The 13,273-nt window shown below is 74.8% G+C and carries 10 protein-coding genes; 4 read left to right on the top strand and 6 right to left on the bottom strand.

The features are described 5' to 3' along the window. Positions 1–55: 55 nt before the first annotated feature. Positions 56–2,632: a helix-turn-helix domain-containing protein gene (locus ACZ6Y7_RS07095; RefSeq protein WP_465756811.1), complete on the top strand. Its 2,577-nt coding sequence runs from the start codon at positions 56–58 to the stop codon at positions 2,630–2,632. A gap of 81 nt (positions 2,633–2,713) precedes the next feature. Here the strand turns inward: ACZ6Y7_RS07095 and ACZ6Y7_RS07090 are convergent, their stop codons facing one another. Beyond that, the gene (locus tag ACZ6Y7_RS07090; RefSeq protein WP_465756810.1) at positions 2,714–3,088 is read right to left on the bottom strand and encodes a hypothetical protein; all 375 of its coding nucleotides are present in this window, start codon (positions 3,086–3,088) and stop codon (positions 2,714–2,716) included. A 223-nt stretch (positions 3,089–3,311) separates the two neighbouring features. On the opposite strand from ACZ6Y7_RS07090, the gene ACZ6Y7_RS07085 reads away from it, so the two are divergent. After that, a complete protein-coding gene (locus tag ACZ6Y7_RS07085) occupies positions 3,312–5,006 on the top strand; it encodes an LCP family protein (protein WP_465756809.1) in 1,695 nt (564 codons plus the stop codon). A 191-nt stretch (positions 5,007–5,197) separates the two neighbouring features. Here the strand turns inward: ACZ6Y7_RS07085 and ACZ6Y7_RS07080 are convergent, their stop codons facing one another. From ACZ6Y7_RS07080 to ACZ6Y7_RS07060, 5 genes are all read right to left on the bottom strand, one after another. After that, the gene (locus ACZ6Y7_RS07080; RefSeq protein WP_465756808.1) at positions 5,198–5,857 is read right to left on the bottom strand and encodes a double zinc ribbon domain-containing protein; all 660 of its coding nucleotides are present in this window, start codon (positions 5,855–5,857) and stop codon (positions 5,198–5,200) included. Positions 5,858–6,004: 147 nt separating this feature from the next. After that, positions 6,005–6,250, bottom strand: coding sequence for a hypothetical protein (locus tag ACZ6Y7_RS07075; RefSeq protein WP_465756807.1), 246 nt, complete (start codon positions 6,248–6,250; stop codon positions 6,005–6,007). Between the two features lie 182 nt (positions 6,251–6,432). Beyond that, positions 6,433–7,428, bottom strand: coding sequence for a signal peptidase I (gene lepB / locus ACZ6Y7_RS07070; protein WP_465756806.1), 996 nt, complete (start codon positions 7,426–7,428; stop codon positions 6,433–6,435). A 63-nt stretch (positions 7,429–7,491) separates the two neighbouring features. After that, entirely contained in the window at positions 7,492–8,088 is a 597-nt protein-coding gene (locus tag ACZ6Y7_RS07065; protein ID WP_350522648.1) for a helix-turn-helix domain-containing protein, read from the bottom strand. A 74-nt stretch (positions 8,089–8,162) separates the two neighbouring features. Beyond that, positions 8,163–9,719 (bottom strand): hypothetical protein, encoded by a 1,557-nt coding sequence (locus ACZ6Y7_RS07060; protein WP_465756805.1) that lies wholly within the window; start codon positions 9,717–9,719, stop codon positions 8,163–8,165. Positions 9,720–10,086: 367 nt separating this feature from the next. Between ACZ6Y7_RS07060 and ACZ6Y7_RS07055 the strand changes: the two genes are divergently transcribed. Together ACZ6Y7_RS07055 and ACZ6Y7_RS07050 are read left to right on the top strand one after the other, a co-directional pair. Then, positions 10,087–11,421: an NAD(P)/FAD-dependent oxidoreductase gene (locus ACZ6Y7_RS07055; protein ID WP_465756804.1), complete on the top strand. Its 1,335-nt coding sequence runs from the start codon at positions 10,087–10,089 to the stop codon at positions 11,419–11,421. A gap of 195 nt (positions 11,422–11,616) precedes the next feature. After that, on the top strand, positions 11,617–13,218 hold the full coding sequence (locus tag ACZ6Y7_RS07050) for an ABC-F family ATP-binding cassette domain-containing protein (RefSeq protein ID WP_465756803.1): 1,602 nt from the start codon (positions 11,617–11,619) through the stop codon (positions 13,216–13,218). The last annotated feature ends 55 nt before the right edge of the window (positions 13,219–13,273 follow it).

Genomic DNA, 13,273 nt, shown 5'->3' with positions numbered 1-13,273 from the left:
CGGTCGTCACGCTAGGCTCGGTCGCGGCCGTACCCGGGGGTGGAGGAGTGCTGCGGTGACGGAGAAGCTCGGCCCGCTGTTACGCGGGTTCCGGAAGCAGGCGGGTCTGACGCAGGAGCAGTTGGCGGAACGGTCCGGCGTCAGTGTCAGCACCATCCGCCGGCTGGAGAACGACCGGGCCTTCGACCACCGGGTCGGCACGGTCCACCTGCTGGCGGGCGCCCTGCAGCTGGGCCCGGCGGACCACCGGCGGCTGACGGCCGCACTCGGCGGGAGGGACGACGCCCCCGCACCGGGCCCCCCACCGGACGGCCCGACGCCGGGCACCGCGCCGCCGGACGGCCCGCCGCCGGACACCGCACCGCCGGGCACCGCACCGCCGGGCACCGCACCGCCGGGCACCGCGCCGCCGGAGCGCGCGACACCCCCGGCCCGTCCTCGTCCCCGCGCGGCCCGGCGCAACGGCGACCTCACCGACGCCGCCGACGAGCTGGCCCACGAGATCCGGCGCCGGTGGCGGCGCGAGGAGGAGCAGCGCCGGGTCCTGGACCCGTTCCCGCTGCCGGTCCGCTGGCAGGACGCGCCGCCCGGGCTGACGGACCACGAGGCGAACGTCCAGCGGCTCGAACCGGGCGCCGTGCCGGGGGTGGTGGACCTGAGCGGCGACCTGCGCGACGCCGCCGAGGTGTACCGCCGGATCTCCTCCGGGCGCCTGGTGGTGCTCGGCCGGGCGGGTTCGGGCAAGTCGGTTCTGGCCATCAGGTTCGTCCTGGACCTCCTGTCGGAGCGCGGGGACCTTGACCCGGTGCCGGTGATCTTCAGCCTCGGCGAGTGGGACCCGACGGTCGCCTCCCTACGGGCCTGGCTCACCTCCCGGCTGCTGCGCGACCACCCGCACCTGGCCCGCCGTGTGCCCAGCGGGGGCACGCTGGCCGCCGCGCTCGTGGACGCCGACCTCGTCCTGCCGGTCCTGGACGGTTTCGACGAGATCGCGGAGGGGTTGCGCTGCGCGGCGCTCGACGCGCTCAACGCCGCCTCGCTGCCACTCGTCCTGACCAGCCGTCGCCCCGAGTTCGCCGAGGCGGTCGACGCCGCGGGCACGCCGCTGGTGTGGGCCGCCGCCATCGAGCTCACCGACCTCACCGTCGAGGACCTCGCGGACTACCTGCCCCGCACCGTCCGCGCCCACGGCCGCGCGACGGGCGGCACGGACGCGGCGTCCGGCGCCGCGCCGGGCGGAGCGGACGGGCCGCAGGGGGTCTGGGACGCCGTCCTCGCGGAACTCCGGGGTTCCCGGACGGCGGCGAGCGCGCACCTGGCCAAGGTGCTGAGCACGCCGCTGATGGTCATCCTGGCGCGCACGATGTACAGCGACAGCAGGGACGCCGCCCCCGGCGAACTGCTCGACGACCGGCGCTTCCCGACCGAGCACGCCCTGGAGGAGCACCTGCTGGCCGGGTTCGTCCCGACGCTCTACCGCCGTCGCGCGCCCGAGCGGGCGGTCGACGGCGGCCCGGCCCGCCCAGCCGACCGGGACCCGGAGCTCGCCCGCCGCTGGCTCGGCTTCCTCGCCCACCACCTGGTGCGGCTCGACCGGGACCGGCACGACCTCGCCTGGTGGCGGCTCGCCGACTCGCTGCGGCTGTCCACCCGCACCGCGCTGGTCGTCCTGGTCTCCGCACTGTGCGTCGCCGGCGCCGAGTGGTCGGCCGGTCTGTTCCTCGCCGAGTTCGGCATGGCCGAGACGCTGCTGCAGGGCGCGTTGATGGGCGCGGTCGCCGGGGTGGCCTTCGGGTCGGTGTACGCGTTCATGGCGGGGGCGGGCGGCATGGTGTTCGAGCCGACCCGGGTCCGGCTGCGCTGGCCCCGCGCGAACGGCACGGCGGGCCGCAGATCGGTCCGTACCTTCGTCGACCGGTTCGTCACCGTGCTGGGGGGCGGGGTGATCCTGGGGACGGGCTGCGCGAGCGCGCTCACCCTGGAGCGCGCGGTCTTCTTCGGCACCCCGCTCGCGGACTGGAGCGCCGTCCGGGTCACGCTCGTCAACATGGCGGTGTTCGGGCTGATCTTCGGCCTCGGCGGCGGCCTGGTCTTCGCGTTCCTGGCGGTCTTCGAATCGCCGCTGGACGTCGCCTCCGCCGCCACCCCGACGAGCCTGCTGGCGCTGAACCGGGCGACGGTGACCCGGCAGGTGGCGCTCCTGGTCCCGTTGCTCAGCCTCGCCGTCGCCTTCGGCGGCAAACTGGTCGTCCTCGTGCTCCGGCCCCTGCTCGGGCCCTTGGGCTGGACCTCGGCCGACGCGGCGTTCATCGGGATCACCGCGGGCGTGGGCGGCACGCTCTCCTACGCGCTCGGCTTCACCGCCTGGGGGCAGTGGCTCGTCTTCTCACGGTGCTGGCTCCCCCTGACCGGCAGGCTGCCCTGGGACGTCACCGCCTTCCTGGACGACGCCTACCGGCGCGGGGTGCTGCGCCGGACCGGCGCGGTCTACCAGTTCCGCCACGTCCGGCTGCAGCACCACCTCGGCGACGCCTTCCGCCGGCAGCAGCCCGGCTACGCCCCGGCCCGCTTCGCCGCCCCGCCGCCGTCGGCCCCGGCCGACCGCACAGCGAGGGCTGACGGCGAGGGCTGACGGCACGGCGGAACGGCGGGGCGTAGCGGTGGGGCGGAACGGCCGACGGGAACGGCGGGGTCGACGACAGCCGCCGTACGGCTACTTGCGGCGGCTGAAGATCCGCTTGGCGGCGTAGATGATCCCGAAGATCAGCAGCACGATGAACAGGATGATCAGGATGACGACGACCAGCAGGAACTTGCCCAGCTTGGCGAAGAAGCCCTTTTTCTTCTTCTTGTCGTCCTTCGCCGCGAGGTGCGCGGGGGCGTCGCCGGACCGGGTCGCGGGCGCCGCGACGGCCGGGGCGACGGGCGCCGCGACGGACGCCCCCGGGGCGTCCGTGCCCGCGGTGGCGGCCGCGACGGTCCGGGGTGCGGCCACCGCCGTCGCGCTCGACGCCACGGCGGTGAGGCCGACGGCGGCCAGCAGTGCCACCAGGGCGCCGGCTATCGAACGTGCGATCCGGTGAGTCATCGTGCTCCTCGTACGGGGTTCGGGTCGGTGCGGACGAGCTCGCCCCAGCCAATTCTCATGGTCTGACCAGCTGGTTTTCTCATCCGCGCCTAGTATGCTCCACTGACGTTCTACAGCGGTGTAAAACTTTACCGACGGGCCTCGCCCGGGTCGGCTCCGGCCCAGGGCCACGCGAGCCCACCGCTCCGACGAGGACTCCGTGGCAACTGTGGAGGATGACGACGTGTCTGGCCGCAAGGGTTCCCCCGACTCCGACATTTCGCCGCACCGGGCGGGCGGACGCCGGGCGGCGGGCCGTCGGACCGTCCCACACCAGGGCAAAGCGCTGATTGATGACAAGAAGGACACTCGGGACACCGGGGGCACGGCGGACACGGCGGACCCGGCGGACACGGCGGGCGGTCCACCGGCCGCCCGTCCGACCAGCCGGGCGAAGAAGAAGCCCAAGCGCAGCACCAAGCAGAAGGTGCTCTGGGCGACGGCGGGCTGCACGGCGCTCGTGGTCCTCGCCGGCGGCGCCCTCTACTACCGCCTGAACAGCAACATCTCCACCTTCGACGGCGACGCCGTCAGCAAGGACCGCCCCGAGGCCGCCGCGCCGGACGCCCAGGGCCGCACCCCGGTCAACGTCCTGCTGATCGGGTCGGACAGCCGCGGCAACGGCAACAGCGACCTGGGCGGCGGCGGGGACGGCGGCGCCCGCTCGGACACCGCGATCCTGCTGCACGTCTACGCCGACCACAAGCACGCCGTCGGCATCTCCATCCCCCGCGACTCCCTGGTCACCATCCCGCCGTGCAAGCTCCCAGGCGGCAAGTGGACCAAGGAGCAGACCAATGTGATGTTCAACAGCGCCTTCTCGGTGGGCGACACCGACCAGGGCAACCCGGCCTGCACCCAGAACGCCGTCGAGAAGCTGACCAACCTGCGGGTCGACCACACCATCGTGGTGGACTTCAACGGCTTCGCCGCGATGACCAAGGCGGTGGGCGGCGTCGAGGTCTGCCTGCCGAACGACATCCACGAGGGCGACCTCAACCCCAACCTGGGCCGCAAGGGCAAGCTGCTGTTCGCCAAGGGCAAGCAGAAGGTGGAGGGCCAGTCCGCGCTCGACTACGTCCGGGTCCGGCACGGCATCGGCGACGGCTCCGACATCGGCCGCACCAAGCGCCAACAGGCCTTCCTCTCCTCCCTCATCAAGGAGATCAAGTCCCGCGGCATGGACCCGACCACGCTGCTGCCGCTCGCCGACGCGGCCACCAAGTCGCTCACCGTCGACCCCGGCCTCGGCTCGGCGGCCAAGCTGCTCGACTTCGCCATGTCGCTCAAGGACGTGGACCTGCACGACGTCAAGTTCCTGACCGTGCCCTGGCGCTACGAGGGCCCCCGGGTCGCCGTGGTCCACCCGGACGCGGACCTGCTCTGGGCCGCGCTCAAGGCCGACCGCACCATCGACGGCCAGGACGCCGGCGCCCCCGCCACCGGCGCCCCCACCACCCCGGCCGCGGACGCCACCCCCACACCCGCCCCCACGCCGGACCCCAAGGCCGCCGAGGTCAAGGTCTCCGTCCTCAACGGCACCGGGCAGACCGGCCTCGGCGGCAAGGCCGCGGAGGCCGTCAAGGGTGCCGGCTACACCGTCACCACCGTCGGCAACGCGACCGGCAAGCCCCGCAGCACCACGGTCGTCGAGTACGGCACCGGGGAGCGCGGCTCCGCCGAGGCGGTCGCCAGGCTGTTCCCTGGCGCCACCCTCCAGCCCGGCGGCCGGGGCGTCAGCGTGGTCCTCGGCCAGGACTTCGCGGCCGCCAACCCGGCCCCCACCGCCGGGAGCACCCCGGCCCCGCTGCCCACCAGCGTCAGCGGCGCCGCCCGCTCGGCCGACGACGACCCCTGCGCCAACCTCTCGTACGGCTGACCGCCCGTCGGCCTCGCCTCCGGGCGACGGCCCGCACGGCCCGCACGGCCCGCACCGCACCGCACGGCCCGCACCGCCCGTACCTCCTGGCCCGCGCACCACGGCGGGGCGCCCCCGGACCGCCGTCCCGGGGACGCCCCGCCGTCCGCCGTCTCCGCCAGGAGTCTCTCCAGCGCCTCGTCAGCGCCTCCTCAGCGCCTCGTTCCGCAGGACGGGCAGAACGCCGCCCCGTCCGGAACGTCCTGGTGGCAGCTCGTGCACTGGACGGTCTGGGCCAACCGGTGACCGCAGCCCGGACAGAACGGCGTGCCGTGCGTCTCGGCCCGGCACTGCGGACAGACCAGTTGACGCGGGGTGGTGACGTCGAACGCCGCGCCCGACTGCTGCCCCGCGCTGTACGCGCGCTCGCTGACCGCGTCGTTCAGGCCGCGGTGCTGCGCGGCCATCGCCTCGGCCGCGGTGTCCGGGGCACAGGTGAAGCACAGGCCCTGGGCGGAGTTGAAGCAGCGGCCGCAGACGTAGTGGGTGCAGCGGGCGCAACGGTTGAAGTGGCCCTGGGCGTTGGAGATCGCGCGTTGGAAGGCGGCGTCCCGGGAGGTGCCCCAGGTGTGTCCGGCGAGGCCGTCCGCGGCGTTGCTGATGGTGTTGGCGCTGCCCCCGATGAGGTTCCAGGCCGCGCTGACGCCCTTGCCGATCCAGCCGGCCATCTGCCCGGTCCGGAAGGCCTCGAACGGCGAACGCCAGGTGTCCGAGCAGCGGTAGCAGTAGAACTCGAACTGGAAGCCCGCGCCCGTGCCGTACTGCTCGCACAGGTCGCGGTGGTTGTTGCTGAAGTAGATCTCCGAAGTCACGTCGTCCCCGGTTGCTGAAGTGGCATGTCGGCGGTCGCTCCCAGGGACGATAGGGCTCACCGAACGGTTCCGCCAAGGAGTCGCGACCGCGCTGCTCAGAGCCGGAGCGCCGCCCGGAGCCCGGAGCGCCCGGAGCACTCGGAGCGCTCAGAGCCCGGAGACCGGCAGCAGCAGGACCCGCGCCGGATCGAAGCGCTCCCAGCACGCGGGCCGCCCGCTGCGGCCGACCCGCAGCCGGCACCAGCGCCGGCCGGCCGCGTCCTGCCACCAGCCGGTGATCCGGCCCACCGCCCAGGTGCCGTCGCCGAGGTCCACCTCGACCGGCTGGTAGACCCATCGGACGTCGCGGTCCGCCGGTTCCCCGGCACCCCGGGGCACGTCCTGACTCTCCATCACGGCTCCGCCTCCCGACCCGGCCCGGCCCGGGCGCGGCGGCCTCCCCCGCCGGGGCGGCTGCTGCGGCCGGGGTGCAGCTCAGTGCCCTCGGAATTCTACAGGCGTGTAGAGGACCGTGGGGGCAGTTCCGCCGAACCCGCCCGGCCGCGCGGGCCGGCCCGGGTCACGGCGGGCCGGGGTCAGCGCCCCGTGCGCGCGGAACGCCTGCGCCGCCACAGCGCCACCGGCACCACCCCCGCCAGCGCGAGCGCCCCGGGCCCCCCGGGCGCCTCGGGCGCGTTCCGGAGCGGGGCTCCGGCCGCGCCGGCCGGCACCTTGTCGAAGGTGTCCGGCACGGGCAGCGTGGACCAGTCCGACAGCGGCCACGCCACCACGAAGGCCCGGCCGACGACGTTGTCCACCGGCACGAAGCCGTCCCCGGTCTCGTTGTGGTGCCAGCGGGAGTCCCGCGAGTTGTTGCGGTGGTCGCCCATCACCCAGAGCTTGCCCTTGGGCACGGTGACGGTGCCGACGGGGTCGTTGTCGCAGGGCGTCGAGCCGGGGAACAGGTACGGCTCGTCCAGCGCGACGCCGTTCACCTTCACCGGACCGCCCGCCTCGCACTGGACGGTGTCCCCGCCGACCGCGATGACCCGCTTGATCAGGTCCTTCTCGTCCGCCGAGGGCATCAGGCCGACGGTGCTCAGCGCCTTCTGGACGGTGCCCATGACGCCGTCGCCGGACGCCGTCGGCGTGCCCTCCAGCCAGCCGCCCGGATCCCGGAAGACCACCACCTCCCCGCGCTCGGGCTCCGCGCCGAACCACGGGGTGAGCTTGTCGACCAGCACCCGGTCCCCGATCGCCAGGGTCCGCTCCATCGAACCCGAGGGGATGGAGAAGGCCTGCACGAAGAAGGTCTTGATGCCGAGCGAGAGCAGCAGGGCGATCACCAGCAGGATCGGCAGTTCCTGCCAGAACGGGCGCTTCTTGCGCGGGCGCTTCGCCGGCGGCTCCTGCGCCGGAACGGAAGCCGTGCCCGAGACCGCGTCCGAGACCGCGCCGGAGGCCGTACCCGCGTCCGAACGCGCCGCCTCCGTACCCGCCGTCGCGGTCGCGCCCGCGCGGCCGTCCCCGGCCCCGTCGCGCTCCGCGGCTCCGCCGCTCTCGCCGGACTCCGCGCTCTGCTGCACACCCATGTCCTCGGCCCCTCCCGACGGCCCGACGGGAGCCCCAACGAAGACCCCCTGTCAGGAACGAACCTACCGAACGGAGGTTCCCGGGCGTGCACGGACGTGCATCCGCTCGCCCTGCGGGCCGAACAGGCTCAGGAACTCCACGGGCTGCGGGCCCGCGTTGCCGAAGGCGTGCGGGGTGCGGGTGTCGAACTCGGCGGCCTCACCGGCCGTCAGCACCAGGTCGCGCGAGCCGAGCACCAGCCGCAGCCGGCCGGACAGCACGTACAGCCACTCGTAGCCCTCGTGGACCTTCAACTCGGGTTCGGGCTCGGTGTTCCGGCCCGGCGGCACGATGTGCTTGAAGGCGTGCATCCCGCCCAGGTGGCGGGTGAGCGGGATGATCGTCTGGCCGTTCCGGGTGACCGGGCGCGGGTGGATCCGCGGGTCCCCGGTCGCCGGGGCGCCGACCAGCTCGTCCAGCGGCACCCGGTACTCCCGGGCCAGCGGCAGCAGCAGCTCCAGGGTCGGCTTGCGCTGTCCGGACTCCAGCCGGGACAGGGTGCTGAGCGAGATGCCGGTCGCCGCGGCCAGCTTGGCGAGCGTGGTGCCGCGCTCCCGGCGCAGGGCGCGCAGCCGGGGGCCCACCGTGGTGAGGACGTTCTCGAACTCTTCGTCGGCCATGACTGCCATGTGCCGGTACGGCAAGGGCGTTTGTCAATCCGGCAGCTGGGTGAGACCGCCGGACGGCGCCGGCGCTACCGGTACTCGCGCAGTCGGGGCCGCACGCCGGCCGCGGTGAGGCCGAGCGCCGCCACCAGCGCGGCCGCGGCCAGGGCCGCCGTGCCGCCGTCCAGGTCGTCGTCGGTCGCGGCGATCGCCCGGTCCATCGCAACGGAGTTGATCGTGATGGTGTCGCCGATCGCGTCGGCCAGCTGCTGGAAGTCGTAGTTGGACTGCCCCTTGGAGAGGCCCGTGTTGAGGGTGACGGCCTCCTTGAGCCTGCCCGCGTCGTGCAGGTCGCGGATCCTGCGGTCGGTCAGCTGGTACTGCTGGAAGGCGTCCAGCACGCGCTCGGCGGCGTCCCGCTCGCCCGGGAACGTGATGTTGCGCAGCTCGCTGCCGAGGTAACCCCCGAAGGGGACGACCGTGCGGTCCGCGCGGTACCGCCGCGCGGCGTCGGCCAGCAGGGAGTTGTAGCCCGCGACCGTGGCGCCGTCGAAGCGGGCGATCGCCTGGGTCTGTTCGAGGAAGGTCCGCTCGTACCCGACGGCACGGCCCGGGTCGATCAGGTAGCGGCTCTCGTCGGCGTTCATGTCGTACGCGACGGCGCGGGCCCGGCTGAGCGCGATCACCGAGTCGTAGGCGTTGCTCTTGGCGGTCACCAGGTGGTCCTCGGCGCGGCCCACCAGGTTCAGCCCGGCCACCAGCAGCACGCCGGTCAGCAGCGTGACGGCGGCCAACGCCGGGTTGACCACCCGGCGGTAGCGCACTGCGAGGACGCGCTGGAGCCCGAGCAGCGCGGCGAGGGTGAGCAGCCCCACCCCGAGCAGCCACCACCAGCCGCTGCCCAGGTCGTCCCGCTGCTGCCGGTAGACGCGTTCGACGGCGGAGTCGTTGGCGACGGTGACCTGGTCGGCGGCGGGCAGCAGTTGCCGGCTCAGCAGGTCGGTGGCCTGCCGGTAGGTCTCCAGCGCGGCCGGCGCCGGCTGCCCGGCCGGCGCGGCGGCCTGTTCCTCCAGCAACTGCGCGCGGGCCACCAGCGCCTCGTAGCTGCCGAGCCGGTCGAGCACCAGCCGGACGGCGCGCTGCCCGGCCGGGTCGTCGGCCGCCGCCCCGGCGGCCTGCCGCAGGTCGTCGTCGGCCTGGTCCCGGCGCTGCTCGTAGGTGTCCAGCGTCTGCTTGCGCAGCGCCGTGTAGTCGGGGTCGGCGCCGATCAGCAGCAGGTTGGCGGCCTGGGCGTCCATGTCGCTGAGCGCGAAGTACAGGTCGGCGGCGCGGGTGGCCTGCGGCGCGGCCCGGTGACCGATGGTGTCGGCACCGTCGCGGGCCCCGGTGAGCACCGCGGTGGCGGTGGCGCCGAGGCCGAGCAGGGCGGCCAGGCTCAACGCGGTGAGGCCGCGCACCAGGCGCGGGGTGGTCCGGTGGGCCCGGCTGCCGAGCGTACGGACCGCACGGCCGAACCGCTCCAGGGCGCCGGACCGGGCCCCTGCGCGTGACCGGCCCGCCGCGCCCGACGCGGCGGGCTCCGCCTCCCCGGGTCGGCCGTCGTCCTCCTCGGACCTGGACGCCCTGCGCGCTGTGGAGGTCGTCATGACCGCTCGTCCCTTTCCCCCGTGGCACGGCCCGCCGGGGTTCCGGACGCACCGGAGAACCCGCCCCGCAGATCCGTTTCTGCGCGCCGCTCTGCCTTCCGCCGCGCGACGCTAGTCCCCCACCCCGGCAGCAGGGCCCGCCCTGACGGCTCCTTGACGCCGCCGGGCCCCGATCTTGACGCTTCCTTAGCGCCCCTCCCCTGGGTCCTCCCCGACCCCTCCGCCCGCCGTGCCCGGGAAGGCGTGCCCGGGACTCCTCGGCGGCCCCGCCCGCGGGCGCCCCGGGTGTCAACGACGGCCCCGTACAGGGACGTTCATCCAGGTGAAGCGGTCACGGAGGTCGGCCCGCCCCACTACGCTACGTGTCATGACTTCTTCGGACAGGGCCCCGGGGCGGGGCACGGCGGTGGTGATCGGCGGCGGACTGGCCGGACTGGCGGCGGCGTGGGCGCTGCGCGGCCACGCCGAACGGATCGTCGTGGTGGAGCGGGACCACTATCCGGCGGAGCCGGCGTTCCGGGCCGGGGTGCCGCAGGGCCGGCACGCGCACCTGGTGCTGGAGGCCGGGCACCGGCTGCTGGAGGAGATGATGCCCGGCATCAAGCAGCAACTGCTCGCCGCGGGCGCGACCCGGGTGACGGCCAACGAGGTCAGGTGGCTCAGCTCCGCCGGCTGGATGGCCGAGTACCCGGCCCGGGTGGCCTTCCTCTCCTGCACCCGGCCGGTGCTCGACCAACTCGTCCTGGACCGGGTCCGCGCCGACGCCTCGATCGAGTTCCTGGAGGGCACCGACGCGGTCGGCCTGCTCGGGTCCGCCGGAGCGGTGACCGGCGTCAGGGTCCGCGCGCGCGGCCCGGAGCGCGGCGAAGTGCGCGACGTCCCGGCCGAGTTGGTGGTGGACGCGGCGGGCCGTTCGACCTCGGTGCCGAAGTGGCTGGCGGAGCTCGGCTGCCGCCCCGTGCCCGAGGAGCGGGTGGACGCGGGCGTCGCCTACTCCTCCCGGCTGTTCCACCGCCCGGCCGGGGTCGACCTCGGCGGCCAGGCCGTCTACCTGCAGACCAAGGCCCCCGACGCGCCGCGGATGGGCGTCCTGCTGCCGGTCGAGGGCGACCGCTGGATCGTCAGCCTCGCCGGGATGCGCGGCGCCGAACCCGGGCCCGGCGAGGAGGGGTTCACCGCACACCTGGCCGGACTGCGCGACCCGCTGCTCCGCGACGTCCTGCACGACGCCGAACCGGCGAGTGAGGTGCGCGGCTTCCTCCCCGGCCCCGGCATCCGGCGGCACTACGAACGCAGCTGCCCGGACGGCCTGGTGGTCGTCGGCGACGCCGCGAGCACCTTCAACCCGGTGTACGGCCAGGGGGTCACCGTCGCGCTGTTCTGCGCCCGGGAGCTGCGCCGCACCGTGCGGCGGCACGGCGGCATCGGCCACACCGCGGCCCGGGACGCCCGGCGCGCCATCGCGTCGGCCTCCAAGGACCCGTGGGTGATGTCCTCCTCCGAGGACGCCCGCTTCGAGTCGACCACCGGCGCTCCGTCCGGCGCCCTGGTCACGCTGCAGCACCGCTTCCTGGACAAGGTGCTGACCGGCGCCACCCGCGACCCGGTGGTCACCGCGGCCTTCCACGAGGTGATGTCGCTGGTGGCGCCGCCCTCGCTGCTGTTCCGCCCCTCGGTGCTCACCGCCGTCCTGCGGGGCTGAGCCCGGCGCGAGCCCGGCACGGTCCGGTGCACGCGCCCGGCCGGCGTCGCGCAGCGGGCGTGGCCGAAGTATTCGGATGCGCCCGCTGCGCCCGCCCGTTACCCTGGCCGACATGTCGACGCCCCGAATCTCCTAGCTGACGGACCCACCTCCACGCCACCCGTGTGTCCGTCAGTCGTTTCGGAGCGTTATCCCATGATCACCACCCGTGGTGTCGACGTCCGCGTCGGCGCCCGTCTGCTGCTGTCCGACCTCACCCTGCACATCGCCCCCGGCGACCGGATCGGCCTGGTCGGCCGCAACGGCGCCGGCAAGACCACCCTGCTCGCCACCCTCGCCGGGCACCTCGCGCCCGCCGCCGGGACGGTCACCCGGACCGGGCCGGTCGGCTACCTGCCGCAGGACTCCCGCGCCGCCGACCCCACCGTCACCGTCACCGACCGCATCCTGTCCGCCCGCGGCCTGGACACCGCCGTCCGCGCGCTGCGCGCCGCCGAGGAGGCGATGGCCCTGGCCGGTACACCGGCCGAGGAGCGCCGGGCGATGGACGCGTACACCCGCGCCGAGGCCGCCTTCCAGTCCCTGGGCGGCTACGCGGCCGAGGCGGAGGCCGCCCGGGTCGCGGCCGGGCTCGGGCTACCCGCCCGGGTGACGGACTCCCCCCTCGGCACGCTGTCCGGCGGACAGCGCCGCCGGGTCGAGCTGGCCCGGATCCTGTTCGCCGGGCACGGCACCCTCCTGCTGGACGAGCCGACCAACCACCTCGACGCCGACTCCGTCGCCTGGCTGCGCGGCTTCCTCGCCGGCCACCAGGGCGGACTGGTGCTGATCAGCCACGACCTCGGCCTGGTCGAGGAGACCGTCAACCGGGTCTTCCACCTGGACCCGCAGCGCGCCACCGTCGACGTCCACAACACCGGCTGGCAGGCCTATCTCGCCCAGCGCGCGGCCGACGAGCGCCGCCGCGCCCGGGAGCGGGCCAACGCCGAGCGCAAGGCCGCGGCGCTGCACGCCCAGGCCGACCGGATGCGGGCCAACGTCGCCACCGCGACCACCGCCCGCAGCATGGCCCGCCGCGCCGACCGGATGCTCGCCGGGCTCGATCCCCTCCGACGGGCCGAACGCACCGCCCGCATCCGGCTGCCCGAGCCCGCTCCCTGCGGCCGGATGCCGCTCGGCGCGATCAGCCTGGCCAAGTCCTACGCCGGCCGACCGGTGCTGAGCGGCCTCGACCTGGCCGTGGACCGGGGCAGCCGACTGGTCGTGCTCGGCCCCAACGGCGCGGGCAAGACCACCCTGCTGCGGATCCTGGCCGGACACGAGACCCCGGACTCCGGCCGGGTCGTCCCGGGCCCGGGCCTGCGACTCGGCTACTTCGCGCAGGAGCACGACACCCTGGACCCGGCCCGCAGCGTCCGCGACCACCTCGCCCAGGCCGCGCCCGACCTCGACGACGGCCAACTCCGGCACGTGCTCGGCGCGTTCCTCTTCCGCGGCGACGACGTCGACAAGCCCGCCGGCGTCCTCTCCGGCGGCGAGAAGACCCGCCTCGCCCTGGCCGCCCTGGTGCACTCCGGCGCCAACGTCCTGCTCCTGGACGAGCCCACCAACAACCTGGACCCGGCCTCCCGCACGGAGGTCCTCGCCGCGGTCGGCACCTACCCGGGGGCGATCGTGATGGTCACCCACGACCCGGGCGCCCTCGAAGCCCTCCGCCCCGACCGCGTCCTGCTCCTGCCCGACGGCGAGGAGGACCTCTGGCACGACACCTACCTGGACCTGGTCACCCCGGCGTAGGCGCCCGGACCCGCCGACGCCCCGGGGCCTCCCCGAGGCGTCGGCGGGTCGCCGG

This window comes from Kitasatospora sp. NPDC053308 (genome assembly GCF_055585785.1).
Note: the sequence above shows the minus strand (reverse complement) of the source record. Positions and strands in the feature narration are given on the sequence as shown.

What these genes read in the sequence shown, in the direction of transcription:
- ACZ6Y7_RS07090 (WP_465756810.1), bottom strand. Translation starts at nt 3,088, where the DNA reads ATGACTCACCGGATCGCACGTTCGATAGCCGGCGCCCTGGTGGCACTG.
- ACZ6Y7_RS07075 (WP_465756807.1), bottom strand. Translation starts at nt 6,250, where the DNA reads ATGGAGAGTCAGGACGTGCCCCGGGGTGCCGGGGAACCGGCGGACCGC.
- lepB (WP_465756806.1), bottom strand. Translation starts at nt 7,428, where the DNA reads ATGGGTGTGCAGCAGAGCGCGGAGTCCGGCGAGAGCGGCGGAGCCGCG.
- ACZ6Y7_RS07065 (WP_350522648.1), bottom strand. Translation starts at nt 8,088, where the DNA reads ATGGCCGACGAAGAGTTCGAGAACGTCCTCACCACGGTGGGCCCCCGG.
- ACZ6Y7_RS07060 (WP_465756805.1), bottom strand. Translation starts at nt 9,719, where the DNA reads ATGACGACCTCCACAGCGCGCAGGGCGTCCAGGTCCGAGGAGGACGAC.
- ACZ6Y7_RS07055 (WP_465756804.1), top strand. Translation starts at nt 10,087, where the DNA reads ATGACTTCTTCGGACAGGGCCCCGGGGCGGGGCACGGCGGTGGTGATC.
- ACZ6Y7_RS07050 (WP_465756803.1), top strand. Translation starts at nt 11,617, where the DNA reads ATGATCACCACCCGTGGTGTCGACGTCCGCGTCGGCGCCCGTCTGCTG.